The sequence below is a fragment of the Burkholderia ambifaria AMMD genome (assembly GCF_000203915.1).
In the GTDB taxonomy this organism is placed as follows: domain Bacteria; phylum Pseudomonadota; class Gammaproteobacteria; order Burkholderiales; family Burkholderiaceae; genus Burkholderia; species Burkholderia ambifaria.
On sequence record NC_008390.1, the window covers coordinates 360,203 to 378,677 of the forward strand.

At 65.8% G+C, this 18,475-nt stretch carries 13 protein-coding genes and 1 riboswitch; of the genes, 9 read left to right on the plus strand and 4 right to left on the minus strand.

Annotated elements, in window-relative coordinates:
- Positions 1–12 precede the first annotated feature (12 nt).
- Complete coding sequence (locus BAMB_RS01645; protein ID WP_011655784.1) at positions 13–744, minus strand: OmpW/AlkL family protein; 732 nt, start codon at positions 742–744, stop codon at positions 13–15.
- Positions 745–937: 193 nt separating this feature from the next.
- Between BAMB_RS01645 and BAMB_RS01650 the strand changes: the two genes are divergently transcribed.
- From BAMB_RS01650 to BAMB_RS01660, 3 genes are all read left to right on the plus strand, one after another.
- Positions 938–1,651, plus strand: coding sequence for a transposase (locus BAMB_RS01650; protein ID WP_006752972.1), 714 nt, complete (start codon positions 938–940; stop codon positions 1,649–1,651).
- 290 nt (positions 1,652–1,941) lie between these two features.
- Complete coding sequence (locus BAMB_RS01655) at positions 1,942–6,645, plus strand: glutamate synthase-related protein (protein ID WP_011655785.1); 4,704 nt, start codon at positions 1,942–1,944, stop codon at positions 6,643–6,645.
- 85 nt (positions 6,646–6,730) lie between these two features.
- Complete coding sequence (locus tag BAMB_RS01660) at positions 6,731–8,197, plus strand: glutamate synthase subunit beta (protein WP_011655786.1); 1,467 nt, start codon at positions 6,731–6,733, stop codon at positions 8,195–8,197.
- Positions 8,198–8,322: 125 nt separating this feature from the next.
- Here the strand turns inward: BAMB_RS01660 and BAMB_RS01665 are convergent, their stop codons facing one another.
- Positions 8,323–8,697, minus strand: a complete 375-nt coding sequence (locus tag BAMB_RS01665; RefSeq protein ID WP_041491073.1) for a hypothetical protein — start codon at positions 8,695–8,697, stop codon at positions 8,323–8,325.
- A gap of 51 nt (positions 8,698–8,748) precedes the next feature.
- A complete protein-coding gene (locus BAMB_RS01670) occupies positions 8,749–9,801 on the minus strand; it encodes a lipid II-degrading bacteriocin (RefSeq protein ID WP_227739463.1) in 1,053 nt (350 codons plus the stop codon).
- Between the two features lie 760 nt (positions 9,802–10,561).
- Between BAMB_RS01670 and BAMB_RS01675 the strand changes: the two genes are divergently transcribed.
- Both BAMB_RS01675 and thpR read left to right on the plus strand, forming a co-directional pair.
- Complete coding sequence (locus tag BAMB_RS01675) at positions 10,562–12,076, plus strand: alanine/glycine:cation symporter family protein (RefSeq protein ID WP_011655789.1); 1,515 nt, start codon at positions 10,562–10,564, stop codon at positions 12,074–12,076.
- On the plus strand, positions 12,073–12,621 hold the full coding sequence (gene thpR / locus BAMB_RS01680; RefSeq protein ID WP_011655790.1) for an RNA 2',3'-cyclic phosphodiesterase: 549 nt from the start codon (positions 12,073–12,075) through the stop codon (positions 12,619–12,621). Before BAMB_RS01675 ends, thpR begins: the two co-directional genes overlap by 4 nt.
- Before the next feature lie 61 nt (positions 12,622–12,682).
- Here the strand turns inward: thpR and BAMB_RS01685 are convergent, their stop codons facing one another.
- Positions 12,683–14,452, minus strand: a complete 1,770-nt coding sequence (locus BAMB_RS01685; protein WP_011655791.1) for an ABC transporter ATP-binding protein/permease — start codon at positions 14,450–14,452, stop codon at positions 12,683–12,685.
- Positions 14,453–14,722: 270 nt separating this feature from the next.
- Positions 14,723–14,846, plus strand: a riboswitch (TPP riboswitch).
- Between the two features lie 234 nt (positions 14,847–15,080).
- Between BAMB_RS01685 and BAMB_RS01690 the strand changes: the two genes are divergently transcribed.
- From BAMB_RS01690 to thiE, 4 genes are read left to right on the plus strand one after another with little or no spacing between them, the layout of a single operon-like run.
- Positions 15,081–16,217 (plus strand): FAD-dependent oxidoreductase, encoded by a 1,137-nt coding sequence (locus BAMB_RS01690; protein WP_011655792.1) that lies wholly within the window; start codon positions 15,081–15,083, stop codon positions 16,215–16,217.
- Positions 16,218–16,249: 32 nt separating this feature from the next.
- Positions 16,250–16,447 (plus strand): sulfur carrier protein ThiS, encoded by a 198-nt coding sequence (thiS, locus tag BAMB_RS01695; RefSeq protein ID WP_011655793.1) that lies wholly within the window; start codon positions 16,250–16,252, stop codon positions 16,445–16,447.
- A gap of 38 nt (positions 16,448–16,485) precedes the next feature.
- Complete coding sequence (locus tag BAMB_RS01700; RefSeq protein ID WP_006755423.1) at positions 16,486–17,301, plus strand: thiazole synthase; 816 nt, start codon at positions 16,486–16,488, stop codon at positions 17,299–17,301.
- The gene (gene thiE / locus BAMB_RS33240) at positions 17,298–18,422 is read left to right on the plus strand and encodes a thiamine phosphate synthase (protein ID WP_011655794.1); all 1,125 of its coding nucleotides are present in this window, start codon (positions 17,298–17,300) and stop codon (positions 18,420–18,422) included. The genes BAMB_RS01700 and thiE overlap by 4 nt, the downstream gene beginning before the upstream one ends.
- Positions 18,423–18,475: the final 53 nt, after the last annotated feature.

Here is an 18,475-nt window from a genome sequence, read left to right on the forward strand (position 1 = left end):
ATTCGACTACGCTTAGAAGCGGTAGCCGACGTTCAGGTACGTGACGATCGGGTTCAGCGAGATCTTCGCTTTCGACGTTTCGGTCAGGGTGCCGACCGGCGTGCGGCGGGCCGTCGTGAAGGTGGCGGTCACGCTGACCGGGATGTACGAGATCGACAGGCCCCCGAACCAGTGTTTCGTGAAGTTGTACGTGAAGCCGGCGTTGAGCACGGGCGCCCACTGGTTGCTGGTCGTCGCGCTGGTCGGGCCGCCGAGCACGCCGTTCTCGAAGCTGCTGTTCGTGATCTTTGCGCCGGTGAACCAGACATACGTCGCGCCGACGCCGAGATACGGACGGAACTTCGCGTTGGCGTCGTTGAAGTGGTAGCGAAGCAACAGGGCGGGGCTCCACTGGTACGCACGGCCGAGTACGCCGAAGTTTTCGAACCGACCCTTGCCGGTGATGTCGAACTTCGGCGGTATCCCCATGACGAGCTCGGTGGAGATGTGGTCGGTAACGAAGTAGCCCGCGGCGAGGCCGAGCGTATCGGCGTCGTTGATGCCGGCGCCCGTGTTGGGAATCGATTGGTTGATGGGCGTGCCGCCGACGCGGTAGACGAACAGCGGGTCGCTGCTGTCCTGCGGTGACAGGTGCAGCCAGCCGGTGCTGACGTAGAAGTCACCTGCGGATTGTGCGTGTGCCGGGCCGCCCGCAAATGCGAATGCGAGCGCTGCGGCCCCCGTAATGGCCAGTTTTCGTTTCATTGTGTCTCCTCCGATCAAAGGCGTGCTCATTATGACGACTGCGTTTAAAACCAAACAAGCTCGCAAGTTAGAGCTTTCTCCCTAGGATTCGCACGACCGTACGCTTCCGCGCCCCGTAGGGACAGGCATTCTACGCAGGTGCGCACTTTCGGACCTTCGGGTATTTCCTAACGCGTTCAAACGGACATTCAGCATGGCACGGTTAGCACGACTCTACGTTCCCGACCAGCCGCAGCACGTGATACTGCGCGGCCTGGATCAGCAACCCGCGTTCGTCGACGACCAGGACTACGAACTCTTCATCGATTGCCTGAAGGCCGCGGCACGCGATCACCATCTTTCGGTGCATGCCTATGTGCTGCTCCCGCGTCAGGTGCAACTCCTCGTGACGCCGAGCGACGAGGCGAGCCTGCCGAAGGCGATGCAGGCGGTCGGCCGCCGCTACGTCGCGCATTTCAACCGGCGCTATTCGCGTCGCGGCACCCTGTGGGAAGGCCGCTATCGGGCGACCGTGATCGAGGGCGAGCGCTATTTCCTGCTCGCGAGCCGCGTGGTCGAGATGAGCCCGGTGCGCGCGCAGCTGGTCGCGACGCCCGACGCCTATCGCTGGTCGAGCTACCGGCACCACGTCGGGCTCACCGTCGACAGCCTGATCACCGACCATCCGCTCTACTGGGCGCTCGGCAACACGCCGTTCGACCGGCAGCGTGCGTACAAGGAGCTGTGCGAACAGCCGCTCGACGAGCGGCAGGCCGATCAGCTTCAACAAGCGACGCTGAAGGGCTGGGTGCTCGGCGGCGAGAATTACCGCGAGTGGGCGGCTCGCACCGCCAATCGTCGCGTGTCGCCGCTGCCGCGCGGACGCCCCAGAAAGGTGCGTGAAAACACGCCGCCCATCCAGCAATAGCGCGGGACAGGCGGATAACGAGGCGGCGCCGCGGGCGCCGCTTCTTTTTGCACCAAAACGATACGGCCCCAATAAAACAGCACCAGATCAGAGCGTGGCTTTAATTGGGGTGCGATCAAGCGGTTTTTGTTGCTATTCCTTTGATTCGTCGCGTATATTCCGAATTCCGGTGGCCCGGGTGAAGCTCGCCCAACCACTGTCGGCCGTGCCGTCTCCCGTCGGGAGCGGGATCGACGGCAACAAAAAAATGGTTCAACGGCCCTCGAGGCCCCCTTTACGACGGTGTCCCCATGAACGACCACCAGAAGCCGCTCGCCGCGGTGCCCGCCGCACAAGGTCTGTACGACCCGCAAAACGAACACGACGCCTGCGGCGTCGGCTTCGTCGCTCACATCAAGGGCAAGAAGAGCCACGAGATCATCCAGCAGGGTCTGAAGATCCTCGAGAACCTCGATCACCGCGGCGCCGTCGGTGCCGATCCGCTGATGGGCGACGGCGCCGGCATCCTGATCCAGATTCCGGACGCGTTCTATCGCGAGGAAATGTCGAAGCAGGGCGTGACGCTGCCGCCGGCCGGCGAATATGGGGTCGGGATGATCTTCCTGCCGAAGGAAAACGCGTCGCGTCTCGCGTGCGAGCAGGAGCTCGAGCGGACGGTGCGGGCCGAGGGGCAGGTCGTGCTCGGCTGGCGCGACGTGCCGGTTGACCATGCGATGCCGATCTCGCCGACGGTAAAGGCGAGCGAGCCGCTGATCCGCCAGATCTTCATCGGCCGCGGCAAGGACATCATGGTGACGGACGCGCTCGAGCGGAAGCTGTACGTGATCCGCAAGACCGCGAGCCACCGCATCCAGGCGCTGAAGCTCAAGCACGGCAAGGAATACTTCGTGCCGTCGATGTCGGCGCGCACGGTCGTCTACAAGGGGCTGCTGCTGGCAGGCCAGGTCGGCGTGTATTACCGCGACCTGCAGGACGCGCGCGTCGTGTCGGCGCTCGCGCTCGTGCACCAGCGCTTCTCGACCAACACGTTCCCGGCATGGGAACTCGCTCACCCGTACCGGATGATCGCGCACAACGGCGAGATCAACACCGTGAAGGGCAACGTGAACTGGCTGAACGCGCGTACCGGCGCGATCGCATCGCACGTGCTCGGCGACGACCTCCCGAAGCTCTGGCCGCTGATCTACCCGGGCCAGTCGGACACCGCGTCGTTCGACAACTGTCTCGAACTGCTGGTGATGGCCGGCTACCCGCTCGTGCACGCGGTGATGATGATGATCCCGGAAGCGTGGGAACAGCACACGCTGATGGACGACAACCGCCGCGCGTTCTACGAATACCACGCCGCGATGATGGAGCCGTGGGACGGCCCCGCCGCGATCGCATTCACCGACGGCCGCCAGATCGGCGCGACGCTCGACCGTAACGGCCTGCGCCCGGCGCGCTACATCGTCACGGACGACGACCTCGTCATCATGGCGTCGGAAGCCGGCACGCTGCCGATCCCCGAATCGAAGATCGTCAAGAAGTGGCGCCTGCAGCCGGGCAAGATGTTCCTGATCGACATGGAGCACGGCCGCATCATCGACGACAAGGAACTCAAGGACAACCTCGCGAACGCGAAGCCGTACAAGAGCTGGATCGACGCCGTGCGCATCAAGCTCGACGAGATCGAGCCGAAGGCCGAGGACGTCGCGGCCGGCCGCACGCAGGGCGCCGCGCTGCTCGACCGCCAGCAGGCGTTCGGCTATACGCAGGAAGACCTGAAGTTCCTGATGGCGCCGATGGCGCAGCAGGGTGAGGAGGCCGTCGGTTCGATGGGCAACGACTCGCCGCTCGCGGTGATGTCGAACAAGAACAAGACGCTCTATCACTACTTCAAGCAGCTGTTCGCGCAGGTCACGAACCCGCCGATCGACCCGATCCGCGAAAACATGGTCATGTCGCTCGTGTCGTTCATCGGCCCGAAGCCGAACCTGCTCGACACGAACAACATCAACCCGCCGATGCGTCTCGAAGTGTCGCAGCCGGTGCTCGACTTCAAGGACATCGCGAAGATCCGCGCGATCGACCAGTACACGGGCGGCAAGTTCAGCGCATACGAGCTGAACATCTGCTACCCGGTCGCATGGGGCAAGGAAGGCATCGAGGCACGCCTCGCGTCGCTGTGCGCGGAAGCCGTCGACGCGGTCAAGTCGGGCTACAACATGCTGATCGTGTCGGACCGCAAGACGGACGCCGAACACGTCGCGATTCCGGCGCTGCTCGCCACGTCGGCGATCCACACGCACCTCGTCCAGCAAGGGCTGCGCACGAGCACGGGCCTCGTCGTCGAGACGGGCTCGGCACGTGAGACGCACCATTTCGCGCTGCTCGCGGGCTACGGCGCGGAAGCCGTGCACCCGTACCTCGCGATGGAAACGCTCGCGAAGATGGCGGAAGGCCTGCCGGGCGACCTGTCGCCGGAGAAGGCCGTCTACAACTTCACGAAGGCGGTCGGCAAGGGTCTGCAGAAGGTGATGTCGAAGATGGGCATCTCGACGTACATGTCGTACACCGGCGCGCAGATCTTCGAAGCGCTCGGCCTGTCGAGCGACCTCGTCGAGAAGTACTTCAAGGGCACGGCCTCGAAGGTCGGCGGCATCGGCCTGTTCGAAGTCGCGGAAGAAGCGATCCGCCTGCACCGCGATGCGTTCGGCGACAACCCGGTCCTGCGCGACATGCTCGACGCGGGCGGCGAGTACGCGTACCGCGTGCGCGGCGAAGACCACATGTGGACGCCGGACTCGATCGCGAAGCTCCAGCACGCGACGCGCAGCAACTCGTACCAGACGTACAAGGAATACGCGCACCTGATCAACGACCAGACCAAGCGTCACATGACGTTCCGCGGCCTGTTCGAGTTCAAGGTCGAGCCGACCAAGGCGATCCCGATCGACGACGTCGAGCCGGCGAAGGACATCGTCAAGCGCTTCGCGACGGGCGCGATGTCGCTCGGTTCGATCAGCACCGAGGCGCACGCGACGCTCGCGATCGCGATGAACCGGATCGGCGGCAAGTCGAACACCGGCGAAGGCGGCGAGGACCAGAAGCGTTATCGCAACGAGCTGCGCGGCATTCCGATCAAGTCGGGCGAGACGCTGAAGTCGGTAATCGGCGACGAGATCGTCAGCGACATTGCGCTGAAGGATGGCGATTCGCTGCGCTCGAAGATCAAGCAGGTTGCGTCGGGCCGCTTCGGCGTCACCGCCGAGTACCTCGCATCGGCCGATCAGATCCAGATCAAGATGGCGCAGGGCGCGAAGCCGGGCGAAGGTGGCCAGCTGCCGGGCCACAAGGTGTCGGAATACATCGGCAAGCTGCGCTACTCGGTGCCGGGCGTCGGCCTGATCTCGCCGCCGCCGCACCACGACATCTACTCGATCGAGGATCTGGCGCAGCTGATCCACGACCTGAAGAACGTGAACCCGAGCTCGAGCATCTCGGTGAAGCTCGTGTCGGAAGTCGGCGTCGGCACGGTCGCGGCCGGTGTCGCGAAGGCGAAGGCCGATCACGTCGTGATCGCGGGCCACGACGGCGGCACGGGCGCATCGCCGCTGTCGTCGGTCAAGCATGCGGGCACGCCGTGGGAACTCGGCCTGGCCGAAACGCAGCAGACGCTGGTGCTGAACCGCCTGCGTGGCCGGATCCGCGTGCAGGCCGACGGCCAGATGAAGACGGGCCGCGACGTCGTGATCGGCGCGCTGCTCGGCGCGGACGAATTCGGCTTCGCGACGGCACCGCTCGTCGTCGAAGGCTGCATCATGATGCGCAAGTGCCACCTGAACACGTGCCCGGTCGGCGTCGCGACGCAGGATCCGGTGCTGCGTGCGAAGTTCAAGGGCCAGCCCGAGCACGTCGTGAACTACTTCTTCTTCGTCGCTGAAGAAGTGCGCGAGATCATGGCGCAGCTCGGCATCGCGAAGTTCGACGACCTGATCGGCCGCGCCGACCTGCTCGATACGCGCAAGGGCGTCGAGCACTGGAAGGCGAAGGGCCTCGACTTCTCGCGCGTGTTCTACCAGCCGGAGGAGTGCGAGGAAGTCGCGCGGCGTCACGTCGACGTGCAGGATCACGGCCTCGAGCGCGCGCTCGACCACGTGCTGATCGAGAAGGCGAAGGCCGCGATCGAGAACGGCGAGCATGTGTCGTTCATCCAGCCGGTGCGCAACGTGAACCGTACCGTCGGCGCGATGCTGTCGGGCGTGATCGCGAAGAAGCACGGCCACGACGGCCTGGCCGACGACGCGGTGCACATCCAGCTGAAGGGCACGGCCGGCCAGAGCTTCGGCGCGTTCCTCGCGAAGGGCGTGACGCTCGACCTCGTCGGCGACGGCAACGACTACGTCGGCAAGGGCCTGTCGGGCGGGCGGATCATCATCCGTCCGACCAACGACTTCCGCGGCAAGTCCGAGGAAAACATCATCTGCGGCAACACGGTGATGTACGGCGCGATCGAAGGCGAGGCGTTCTTCCGCGGCGTCGCGGGCGAGCGTTTCTGCGTGCGCAACTCGGGTGCGACGGCGGTCGTCGAAGGCACGGGCGACCACGGTTGCGAATACATGACGGGCGGCACGGTCGTCGTGCTCGGCGAAACCGGGCGCAACTTCGCGGCCGGCATGTCGGGCGGCCTCGCGTACATCTACGATCCGGAAGGCACGTTCGCGGCGAAGTGCAACAAGTCGATGGTCGCACTCGATCCGGTGCTGCAGCAGGCCGAGCAGGAGCGTACGGTCGACCGCGCGCTCTGGCATGCAGGCATGACGGACGAAGCGCTGCTGAAGGGGCTCGTCGAGCGTCATTTCCAGTTCACGGGTTCGCCGCGCGCGAAGTCGCTGCTGGAAAACTGGGACGCGGCGCGCCGCCAGTTCGTGAAGGTGTTCCCGCACGAATACAAGCGCGCGCTGGGCGAGATCGGTGCGAAGAAGGCGGCGAAGGAAGTGCTGGCCGCCTGAGCGACGAACGACATAGCGAATGCCGCGCGCGCATGACTGCCGCGCGTGGCTCCCCCACCCGATACACCGAACAGAAGAGCACCTTATGGGCAAGGCAACCGGTTTTCTGGAGTTCGAACGCCGCCACGAGGCGTACGAAGCACCGCTCACGCGCGTGAAGCACTACAAGGAATTCGTCGCGGCGCTGGCCGACGCGGACGCGAAGGTCCAGGGCGCGCGCTGTATGGATTGCGGCATCCCGTTCTGCAACAACGGCTGCCCGGTCAACAACATCATCCCGGACTTCAACGATCTCGTTTACCGCCAGGACTGGCAGCAGGCGATCGAAGTCCTGCATTCGACCAACAACTTCCCCGAGTTCACGGGCCGCATCTGCCCGGCGCCGTGCGAGGCGGCGTGCACGCTCGGGATCAACGACGATCCGGTCGGCATCAAGTCGATCGAGCACGCGATCATCGACAAGGCCTGGGCGGAAGGCTGGGTGAAGCCGCTGCCGCCCGAGCACAAGACCGGCAAGACGGTCGCGGTCGTCGGTTCGGGCCCCGCGGGCCTCGCCGTCGCGCAGCAGCTCGCGCGTGCGGGCCACGACGTGACGGTGTTCGAGAAGAACGATCGCATCGGCGGCCTGCTGCGTTACGGGATCCCCGACTTCAAGCTCGAGAAGTGGCTGATCGATCGCCGCATGCGCCAGATGGAAGCGGAAGGCGTGACGTTCCGCACCAGCGTGTTCATCGGCAAGGATCCGCTGCCCGAGTCGATCGGCAGCCTCGCGAAGGAAACCATTTCGCCGGAGCAGCTGAAGGAAGAATTCGACGCGGTCGTGATCGCGGGCGGTTCGGAGACGCCGCGCGACCTGCCGGTGCCGGGCCGCGAGCTCGCCGGCGTCCATTTCGCGATGGACTTCCTGCCGCAGCAGAACCGCGTGAACGCGGGCGACAAGCTCGTCGACCAGCTGCTCGCGAAGGGCAAGCACGTGATCGTGATCGGCGGCGGCGATACGGGTTCGGACTGCGTCGGCACGTCGAACCGTCACGGCGCGAAGCAGGTCACGCAGTTCGAGCTGCTGCCGCAGCCGCCGGAAGAGGAAAACAAGCCGCTCGTGTGGCCGTACTGGCCGATCAAGCTGCGCACGTCGTCGTCGCACGAAGAAGGTTGCGAGCGTGACTGGGCGGTCGCGACGAAGCGTCTCGAAGGCAAGAACGGCAAGGTCGAGAAGCTGATCGCGGTGCGCGTCGAGTGGAAGGACGGCAAGATGCAGGAAGTGCCGGGCTCCGAATTCGAGATGAAGGCCGACCTGGTGCTGCTCGCGATGGGCTTCACGCAGCCGGCAGCCACCGTGCTCGAGGCGTTCGGCGTCGCGAAGGATGCGCGCGGCAACGCGCGTGCGGCAACCGAAGGCGATCGCTCGTACTACACGTCGGTCGACAAGGTGTTCGCGGCCGGCGACATGCGTCGCGGTCAGTCGCTCGTCGTGTGGGCGATCCGCGAAGGCCGCCAGTGCGCGCGCTCGGTCGACGCGTATCTGATGGGGCATTCGAACCTGCCGCGATAAGCGCGGTTCGCGGGCCACTGCCGTAGCAGCCGGGCGTCCGAAAGGGCGCCCGGTTTTTTTATGGAACACCGGTTACAGGAGCGGCCGCTCGGAGCAATTGGGGGCGATGCTCCCTGTGAGCGGAGTCATTGCGTCGGCGTCGCAGGCACAAGAGGAAGTTTTTGAATCTTCCCGAAGCCGGTGACGCGGCCATTGCAATCGATCGTCGCAACGTAGTTTCCGTCCGGTGCTCTCAGATCGAATCCCCACCAACCATACGTGTCGGCATGGTAGCGCGGCTTTCCCACGAATTCCGCGTCGTCCGGATAGACGTGCTGTTCTTTCGCGAACGCCAGAATTTTTGCTTCGAGCTCTGCGACGGAAGCGCCCGGACAGTAGCCGTCGTCTTTCTCGTATCTCGCAATTCCGACAATGACGAGAAATGCGATGAGGGTCGCGGCGGCCACAGCGACACTAGCAAGTACGATACGAACGACCTGTCTAGCAGCTGTCGAAGTCATGGCGGTCGGCTCTCCCAACGAACACAGGGCCAATGTGACACTGATCGCAGTCTACTGGGGTCCGGGGCGCATAAGGCCACCGAACGATGGCCGGTGAACCGCTTGCGGTGGACGCGTTTGCCCGTTCTGAATCGTTCTTTGACCTGAGAACGAGACCTCCTTTTCACCAGTGAAGTAGATTTGATAATCGGCATGTCCGAGCATGGAGCCAATTTCTCTCAACACGGTAGTCATCCACTCTTGTAGAAACGGACGATTGGAGCTATCGGCGTCGAATTTGTCTGGATTCAACGTGTAGGAGCCAACGAATCGATAGGTATTGTCCTGCTGCATCGTCAAGGTCCCTCGTACGTGCCCCGAGACACGCCCTACAGTCGTGGCGGACCAGAAGTCATGGGCACCGTGGTTGAAGATGTTTGTGCTGAATGGTCCGTCGATTGAGTAGGTGCCCGGGCCATATCCTGGATTGTCGATGCTGTCCTGGATCAACTTGAAATCGGAGGCACTCATTCTCAAATTCATGGATTCCAGGTTGATTGATCTGCGCTCGCCATTTCCGAACACCCAGTAGTAGACGGCCCCGATGAACATGAAGGGATTGCCGTAAAACTGAAACTCGGAGACCGGCCGGATCCCGTTCAGCTGATTTGCATAGATGCCGAACAGTGTCGAAACATCACCATGCTGGGCCAGGGCGACGTTAAGGTTGTATGAATTCGCTCCCGGGAAATTCTGATAACCGCCTCGCGCCAGCCACCCGGTAAATTCGCCGACCAAAGTTAGTTGGTTGCGCCAGAAAATCTCATTGCGGTACTCGAACAGGAATTTGAAGAATTCCTCCGTGGTGGAGATCATGTCGCCATGGTCAGCGTTATTGAACATCTCGGTGGCGGAACAGTATCTACCGAAGCACAGAAGCTTGGGATAACCGAGTGCAGCCTCTGACATCGCTCCTCCTCCACCGACCTTGTTTGAAAATCCGTCGAGACTGGGGAGGCGCGGTGCGTTGACTGAAATTTCCGGCAACACATTGGTTTGTGCCAAGCTGATTGATTGTTTCAACAGTGCATAAATCGGGAGGTAGGGTGACGCCGCGACGAGCATTCTCCTTTTTCTATGTCGTTGCGTTTGCTCGGCAACGTGGTCCGATGAAGAGCCTCGCTTCCTCATTTTGCATCTCCTTCGCTGTCAAATAGTTTGCAATCCGAAGTTGATAGGATTCGTGCTTTTCGAGCATTGATGCAAGCGAGACTCTATGTGTCGTTGTCTTTGGCGGCGACGATGTGTTCAGTTTTGCACCCTCGGACGAATGCTTGCGCAAAATTTCCGTCTTGGTATCTGGCGAGAAGTCCTGGAGTTTCAGGATGTTCCGATCGCGCGGGAAGCTTCTACTGCATGGCGCGAGGGCATGTCTGGTGAAATTTTGGATTGACCGATAGGAATCAAACTGTGCGCCCGGGCTGGGCGATGAGAAGGAGCAACGGTCTGCGGCGCCTATTCGGTGATCCGGTCTTGAAAATGTTTCGGAATGTCAAAGGTTGAGAATCGTCCGCAACAGGGTTTTCGCGTTGGATCGCCCCCGTCCAGGAGGCAAGGGCTAAGGTCAAGTACTCCGCATGGCTGGCGAATGTGGACTGGGCGACGGGCGTAAGTGCGGCGGCATGCGCCCGTCGCCGTGTCACCTCTTGCACCTGCGGCATTTCCCCGAAGCGTCACGTAACCTGATCACATCGGATATTGATTTTCCGCCCCACCAAATCCTTTCAATTCGTAATAATCCTTGGAAACTGTCATATCATGTCGCCCCACCGGCAGCGTTCGCGCGACCGCCGAATATGACTTACCCCGTTTACAAGGATTCTGGATGGAAGCATTCGTGCAAGGGCTGATCGATGCCGTCAACGGTGTGCTGTGGAACTACGTGCTGATCGCGCTGCTGCTCGGCGTGGGCGCGTGGTTCACGCTGCGGTTCCGGATGATCCAGTTGAAGGCGCTGTTCCTCAGCATGAAGCTGGTCGGCAGCAAGGGCGAGCCGGGCAGCATCTCGTCGTTCCAGGCGTTCGCGACCGGCCTCGCGAGCCGCGTGGGCACCGGCAACATCGCGGGTGTCGCGGTCGCGCTGACGGTCGGCGGGCCGGGCGCGATCTTCTGGATGTGGATGACGGCGCTCGTCGGCATGTCGTCCGCGTTCGTCGAGGCGACGCTCGCGCAGATCTTCAAGGTGTCGCATCCGGACGGCAGCTATCGCGGCGGCCCCGCTTACTACATCCAGACGGGCCTGCGCTCGCGCGGCTTCGGCGTGCTGTTCTCGCTGTCGCTGATCCTCGCGTTCGGCTTCGTGTTCAACGCGGTGCAGGCCAATGCGATCGCCGATGCATTTCACACGTCGTTCGGCTGGAGCCGCGAGACCGTCGGCCTCGGCCTCGTGTTGCTCACCGCGCCGCTCATCTTCGGCGGCATTCGCCGCATCGCGTCGGTCGCGCAGGTGATCGTGCCGGTGATGGCGATCGGCTACCTCGGGCTGGCCGTCTACGCGGTCGCGACGCACGCGGCGCTGGTGCCGGGCGTGCTCGCGCTGATCGTGAAGAGTGCGTTCGGGCTCGAGCAGGCGGCGGGCGGCCTGACCGGCTATGCGGTCAGCCAGGCAGTCGCGATGGGGGTGAAACGCGGGCTGTTCTCGAACGAAGCCGGCATGGGTAGCGCGCCGAACGCGGCCGCGACCGCGAGCGTGCGGCATCCGGTCGTGCAGGGGCTGATCCAGATGCTCGGCGTATTCGTCGACACGATCGTGATCTGCAGCGCGACCGCGTTCGTGATCCTGCTGTCGGGCCAGTACGAGCTCGGCACCGGCATGGAAGGCGCGGCGCTCACGCAGCGCGCGATCGCGAGCCACGTCGGCGGCTGGGGCAGCATCTACATGGCCGTCGCGATCTTCTTTTTCGCGTACTCGTCGGTGATCGGCAACTACGCGTATGCGGAAGGCAACGTCGAGTTCATCACGAAGCGGCGCGGCGTGCTGCCGCTGTTCCGCATCGCGGTGCTGGGGATGGTGATGTTCGGCAGCGTCGGGCAACTGCCGCTGGTGTGGGCGATGGCCGATACGAGCATGGGGCTGATGGCGATCATCAACCTCGTCGCGATTCTCGCGCTCGGCAAGTATGCGCATGCCGCGTGGCGCGACTATCGCCACCAGCGCGCGCAGGGCATTGCCGAGCCGGTGTTCACGCGCAACACGATTCCCGAGCTCGCACGCGTGCTGCCGGCCGACGTGTGGGGCGAGCACGGCCCACTGCCGCTGCGTCCGGCTTCGGCCGATGTGGCGGATGAAGCGGCGAACGACGCGGTGGCCGAAGCCCGCGTCGCGGTGCGCGAGTCATGAACGGCGACCGGCTCCGTGCGTTCGTCGCGCTGATGCCCGATACGGCATCGCGCGACGCGCTGCACGCGCTGCCGGTCACCCGCGGTGCACGGCGCACGCTGCCCGCGCAACTGCACGTAACGCTTGCGTTCATCGGCGCGATCGAACGTGCGCGGTGCGACGCGCTGGCCGAGCGGTTGCCGGCGCTCGCGAGCGCGCATGCGCTGCCGTTGCAGCGGGTCGAGCGGATCGCGTGGTGGCCGAGCCTGCCGCGCGCGCGGCTGATCGTCGCGGAACTCGCCGCCGATCCCGCCTGTACGGCGCTGAATGCCGATTTATCCGCGCTATTGCGCGAACTGGGCGTGCCGGCCGACCGCCGGCCGTTCCGGCCGCATGTGACGCTCGCGCGGCTGCCGCGCGATGCCGACGGACAGCCCGCGCACGGCGGCGCGACCGGCCGGCCGGTCGCGGTGCGCTTCGTCGCGCTGACGCTGTTCGAAAGCCGGCTGTCGCACGACGGTGTGTCGCATGTGCCGATCGTGTCGGTGCCGATCGGGCGGGCGTAGAGGGAAGGGGGGCGAACGAGAGAAGGCCGACGCGGTGTGCGCCGGCCTTTTGTTTTTGCGCTTACGCGGCAACCTTGTCGGTGTCGGTCACGCGCTCGACGTTGATCATGCCGACGTGGAACGCGGCCAGCGACTCGCGGTGGGCGATGCTGACGATCGCGGCCTTCGGCAGCCGTTCGGCGAACAGGTGATAGAGCCGCGCTTCGTTGTCCGCGTCGAGCGCGCTCGTCGCTTCGTCGAGGAACAGGAAGTCCGGCTTGTGCAGCAGCACGCGCGCGCCGGCGAGACGCTGCTGTTCGCCGGGCGACAGCACGCGCGTCCAGTGGCCGGTCTCGTCGAGGCGACCGACGTAGTCTTCGAGGCGGCACGCGCGCAGCGCGTCGCGGCACGCGTCGTCGGTGAACGCGTCGGGCGCGGCCGGATAGGTGAGCGCGGCCTTCAGCGTGCCGATCGGCAAGTAGCTCGTCTGCGGCACGAACATCATCCGCGCGCCGACCGGCGCGTCGATCGCGCCGTCGCCGAACGGCCACAGGCCCGCAAGCGCGCGCATGAACGTGCTCTTGCCGGAACCCGACTTGCCGATCACGAGCCAGCGCGAGCCGGGTTCGATCGTCAGGCTGCCGATGTTCGCGAGCGCGGTGCCGTTCGGCAGCGCGAGCTTCAGCGACGATGTGGACAGCTTCGCGGCATCGACGTAGTGCAGGTTGATGCCGCCGTGCTCGGTTGCCGGCGACAGGCTTTCCTTCAGGTGCGACGTGCCCATCACGCGCTTGAATTCACGCAGACGGTTGACGGTTGCGCGCCATTCGACGAGGGTCGAGTAACTGTTGATGAACCACGAGAACGAATCGCTGACGGTGCCGAACGCGGACGAGATCTGCATCAGCACGCCGAACGAGAACGCGCCCGCGAAATAGCGCGGCGCGGCGACGACGAGCGGGAAGATGATCGCGATCTGCCCGTAGAAGCTCAGCACGAACGTGAGGCGCTTCGTGTACTTCATCACGCGCCACCAGTTGTCGCGAATGCGCATGAACAGGCTCTGCGCGTTGCGGGTCTCGGTTTTCTCGCCGTCGTAGAACGCGATCTGCTCGGCGTTCTCGCGCACGCGGATCAGCCCGAAGCGGAAATCGGCCTCGACGCGCTGCTGCTGGTAGTTGATCGACACGAGCGGGTGGCCGACCTTCTGGATGATCAGCGAGCCGACCACCGCGTACAACGCGGCCGCCCACACCATGTAGCCGGGGATCGTGATCGGCGTCGCGCCGAGCGAGAGCGTCAGCGCGCCGGCGAGCGACCACAGGATCGTGATGAACGACACGAGCGTGACGACCGTCGACAGCAGGTCGAGCGACAGCGCGAGTGTCGTCGTCGCGAACGACTGGAGGTCGTCGGTGATCCGCTGGTCGGGGTTGTCGGCGAGGCGGTCGCGTTCGATCCGGTAGAACGCGCGATCGCCGAGCCACTGGCCGAGAAAGCGATCGGTGAGCCACTGGCGCCAGCGGAACCCGAGCATCTGCCGCAGGTAGCGGCCATACACCGCGAGGATGATGAAGCCAAACGCGAGTGCCGAGAACTGCATCAGCAGGTTCGGGAAGTCGTGGACATCCTTCGACTGCAGCGCGTTGTAGAACTGCGCGTTCCACTTGTTCAGCTTGACGTTGATCCAGACGACGCAGAGATTGATCACGATGATCGTGACGAGCAACCCCCACGCGGTTTTCCATTCGGACGACACCCAGTAGGGCTTGATGAGGCTCCATGCGGATACCGGGCGCTCGTCCTGCGGCGCGTCTGAGGCGGAGCGGACGGGATCGATCGATTGGGTCATGTGCTTCCTGATGAGTAGCCGGCGCGCGGGCCGGGCGAAGCCGGGCGCGCGCCGCGATAAGGCATGCCGGGGCGCGGCGCCGACTGACGGCGGGCGCTCGGATGGTCGCCCGCGCGTCTTAAACGGCGCTTAAGGGCCGGCGGTGACACGGCAACCGGCCGCTCGCGCGGCCGGCCTGCGGGCATTGTGCCAGAGCGGCGCAGCGCGACGGCGAATTTGCCGCAAGGGGGACAGTTTGCGGCGCTTTCCGCTTTTATGGTCTAATGGCCGACGACGAAACAGGGGTGCTTCGAGCGCGGCCGACGGTTCATTCCGGGCGACGCGGCGAGGCTGAGAAAGACCCTTCGCACCCGATCCGGGTAATACCGGCGAGGGAAGTTTCTGATCCCGCCGGGCCGCGCTGGCCGCCATCCCACATGGTCAGCGCCCGAATCCCGCCCGGCCGGCCTTTGCTGCCGGTTTCGTCCTTTTGGGTACGCGCGTTGCGCGTTACGGAAGGAATGATGACCGCTCAATCTTCAGTCTTTTGCGCTGTTCCCGATCCGCTGTCGCGTGCGTTGGCACGGGACGGCGCGCGCGTGTCGACGTCCGTCGCACGAGCACGCGCGGTTCGCGGGGAGGGTGCGCGATGAACGTCCACGCTTCCCGGCCGGATTTCGCGGTGCTAGGCGGCGGCCTCGTCGGCCGGCTGATCGCCTGGCGGCTCGCGGGCGACGGGCATCGCGTCGCGCTGTACGAGCGCGGCGGCCCGGACGGCGAGCAATCGGCCGCGTGGATCGCGGCCGCGATGCTTGCGCCGCTCGCCGAGGCGGCGAGCGCCGAACTGCTGATCACCGAGCTCGGCGCCGCGTCGCTCGCGCGCTGGCCGCAATGGCTCGCGGAGCTGCCCGAACCGGTGTTCTTCCAGCATCACGGCACGCTCGTCGTCTGGCATCACGCGGATCGGGCGGAGGCGCCGCTGTTCGAGCGGCGCGTGCGCGCGAACGCGCCGGCCGAGCTGTTCGACGGCGGCTTCGTCACGCTGGCCGGCGCGCAGGTCGACGCGGCCGAGCCCGCGCTCGCGGGGCGCTTCGCGCGCGGCCTGCTGCTGCCGCGCGAAGGGCAGCTCGATAATCGTCAGGCGCTGCGCGCGCTGGCGGCGGGCCTCGCGCAGCGCGGCGTCGAGCTGCACTGGCACGCGACGATCGACGACGCGAACCGGCCCGACGCACATTTCACGATCGATTGCCGCGGTCTCGGCGCGAAAGCCGCGCTGCCCGCGCTGCGCGGCATCCGCGGCGAAGTCGCGCGGGTGCACGCGCCGGGCATCGGGCTCACGCGGCCCGTGCGGCTGTTGCATCCGCGCTATCCGCTGTACATCGCGCCGAAGCAGGACGACCTGTACGTGATCGGCGCAACCGAGGTGGAGGGCGAGGACATGTCGCCCGTCAGCGTGCGCTCCGCGCTCGAACTGCTGAGCGCGGCGTTCTCCGTGCACCCGGCGTTCGGCGAGGCGCGCATCCTCGAACTGAATGCGCAGTGCCGCCCGACGCTGCCCGACCACCGCCCGGCGGTGATCTGGGACGGCGCGACGACGCTCGCCGTCAACGGCCTGTACCGGCACGGCTTCATGATCGCGCCGGAAGTCGCGCATGCGGCGGTCGCGTTCGCGCAGGCCGCGCTCGGCGGCGCGTTCGCCGATGCCGATGCGTTCGCCGCATGGCGCGATGCCGCGCGCTGGCCGGCGCTCCTTCATCACCGCGACGACGTGCGCCAGCCGGCCTGATGCGCGCCGCCGACCGAATTCGATCAAGCCTCATGGACATCCAGATCAACCAACAGACCCTGACGCTGCCCGACGGCGCGACGGTGGCCGACGCACTCGCCGCGTTCGGCGCGCGTCCGCCATACGCGGTCGCGCTGAACGGCAATTTCGTCGCGCGCACGCAGCATGCGGCGCGCGCGCTCGCGACGGGCGACAAGCTCGACGTGGTGCACCCCGTCGCGGGCGGCTGAGCGCCGCCGGTTCGCCCCCGCTCTTCCAGGAAAACGACATGACGTCCCTCACTTCTGCCGACGCGCTGACGCTGTACGGCGAAACCTTCGCAAGCCGCGTGCTGCTCGGCACGTCGCGCTATCCGTCGCTGCAGTCGCTGTCCGATTCGATCGCCGCGTCGCGTCCCGGCATGGTGACGGTCGCGCTGCGCCGCCAGATGACGGGCGGCACCGCCGAAGCCGGCTTCTTCGACCTGCTCAAGCGTCACGCGGTGCCGCTGTTGCCAAACACGGCCGGTTGCCAGACCGTCGCCGAGGCGGTGACGACCGCGCATATGGCGCGCGAGGTCTTCGAGACCGACTGGATCAAGCTCGAGCTGATCGGCGACGACTACACGCTGCAGCCCGACCCGGTCGGGCTGATCGAGGCGGCCGCGCAACTGGTCAAGGACGGCTTCAAGGTGCTGCCGTACTGCACCGAGGATCTCGTGATCGGCCGGCGCCTGCTCGACGTAGGCTGCGAGGCGCTGATGCCGTGGGGCGCGCCGATCGGCACCGGCAAGGGCGTGGTGAACCCGTACGGGCTGCGCGTGCTGCGCGAGCGGCTGCCGGACGTGCCGCTGATCGTCGACGCCGGGCTCGGCGTGCCGTCGCATGCGTGCCAGGTCATGGAGTGGGGTTTCGACGGCGTGCTGCTGAACACGGCCGTGTCGCAGGCCACGCATCCGGAGATCATGGCGCGCGCGTTCGCGCAGGGCGTCGAGGCCGGCCGTGCGGCCTACCTCGCCGGGCCGATGGACGCGCGCGAGACCGCGCACGCGAGCACGCCGGTCGTCGGGATGCCGTTCTGGCACCAGGACGGGGGCGGCGCATGAGCGAGCGCTTTGCCGATGCGTTCTGGCCGCCGGCCGACGAGCTGGCCGAAGCGGCCGAGCGGATTCGCGCCCGCCTGGGCGACTGGCCGGCCGGCACGACGCCGTGGCGGCTGTGCGTCGCGGCGCCCGACGTGCCGGTCGACGGCGACGTGCTGATCGTGTCGGCCGGCGACCGTGCCGCGCAGGCGCGCGCGTCGGCCGCATCGCGCCCCGCGGCGCCGGATGCGGTCGCGATCGAGTTCGACGAACACGGCGCGACGCTGCATGCCGCGGGCGTGCGCCATGCGCTGGAAGCCGCGCATCCGCTCGGCGACGACTGGATCGCGGCACTCGCCGCATTCCTCGATTGCGGTTTCGCGCCGATCGACGCGCTGGTGCTGGCGCTCGCGTGGCGTGACGGCGACGAAACGCGCGGCGCGGATGCGTGGCCGGTCGACGCCGCGCGATTTCCGCGCGTCGCCGGCCTGGCCGCCGCGCCGGAGCCCGCATTCCCGCCGTGCCCCGCGCAACTCGGCCTGTATCCGGTCGTCCCCGACGCCGAATGGGTCGAGCGCGTGCTCGATTGCGGCGCGCGGACCGTGCAGCTGCGCGTGAAAGGCGCGCACCCTGCCGCGTTGCGCGGCGAAATCGCGCGTGCGGTCGCGGCCGGGCGCCGCTATCCCGATGCGCGCGTGTTCATCAACGATCACTGGCAGATCGCGGTAGAAGAGGGGGCGTACGGCGTACATCTGGGTCAGGAAGACCTGGAGACGGCCGATCTGGCCGCGATCGCGCACGCGGGCCTACGGCTCGGGCTGTCGAGCCACGGCTATTACGAAATGTTGCGGGCATTGCACGAGCGCCCGAGCTATCTCGCGCTCGGCCCCGTGTACGCGACCGCGACCAAGGCAGTTGCGGCGCCGCCGCAGGGACTCGCGCGGATCGCCCGCTATGCGCGCTTCGCGGGCGCGCGGGCGCCGCTCGTCGCGATCGGCGGCGTGGGCCTCGACGCGTTGCCTGACGTGCTCGCGACGGGCGTCGGCAGCGTCGCGGTCGTCAGTGCGATCACGGGCGCGATCGATTATCGGGCGGCGGTTGTTGCGTTGCAGCAATGTTTTGCCCGACAATTTGACAATCATTGACCGCAGGGCCTGGAACGCCGTCACGACATCATTCCAATGCAGGCCCTATAATT

What these genes read in the sequence shown, in the direction of transcription:
- BAMB_RS01645 (WP_011655784.1), bottom strand. Translation starts at nt 744, where the DNA reads ATGAAACGAAAACTGGCCATTACGGGGGCCGCAGCGCTCGCATTCGCA.
- BAMB_RS01650 (WP_006752972.1), top strand. Translation starts at nt 938, where the DNA reads ATGGCACGGTTAGCACGACTCTACGTTCCCGACCAGCCGCAGCACGTG.
- BAMB_RS01655 (WP_011655785.1), top strand. Translation starts at nt 1,942, where the DNA reads ATGAACGACCACCAGAAGCCGCTCGCCGCGGTGCCCGCCGCACAAGGT.
- BAMB_RS01660 (WP_011655786.1), top strand. Translation starts at nt 6,731, where the DNA reads ATGGGCAAGGCAACCGGTTTTCTGGAGTTCGAACGCCGCCACGAGGCG.
- BAMB_RS01665 (WP_041491073.1), bottom strand. Translation starts at nt 8,697, where the DNA reads ATGACTTCGACAGCTGCTAGACAGGTCGTTCGTATCGTACTTGCTAGT.
- BAMB_RS01670 (WP_227739463.1), bottom strand. Translation starts at nt 9,801, where the DNA reads ATGCTCGTCGCGGCGTCACCCTACCTCCCGATTTATGCACTGTTGAAA.
- BAMB_RS01675 (WP_011655789.1), top strand. Translation starts at nt 10,562, where the DNA reads ATGGAAGCATTCGTGCAAGGGCTGATCGATGCCGTCAACGGTGTGCTG.
- thpR (WP_011655790.1), top strand. Translation starts at nt 12,073, where the DNA reads ATGAACGGCGACCGGCTCCGTGCGTTCGTCGCGCTGATGCCCGATACG.
- BAMB_RS01685 (WP_011655791.1), bottom strand. Translation starts at nt 14,452, where the DNA reads ATGACCCAATCGATCGATCCCGTCCGCTCCGCCTCAGACGCGCCGCAG.
- BAMB_RS01690 (WP_011655792.1), top strand. Translation starts at nt 15,081, where the DNA reads ATGAACGTCCACGCTTCCCGGCCGGATTTCGCGGTGCTAGGCGGCGGC.
- thiS (WP_011655793.1), top strand. Translation starts at nt 16,250, where the DNA reads ATGGACATCCAGATCAACCAACAGACCCTGACGCTGCCCGACGGCGCG.
- BAMB_RS01700 (WP_006755423.1), top strand. Translation starts at nt 16,486, where the DNA reads ATGACGTCCCTCACTTCTGCCGACGCGCTGACGCTGTACGGCGAAACC.
- thiE (WP_011655794.1), top strand. Translation starts at nt 17,298, where the DNA reads ATGAGCGAGCGCTTTGCCGATGCGTTCTGGCCGCCGGCCGACGAGCTG.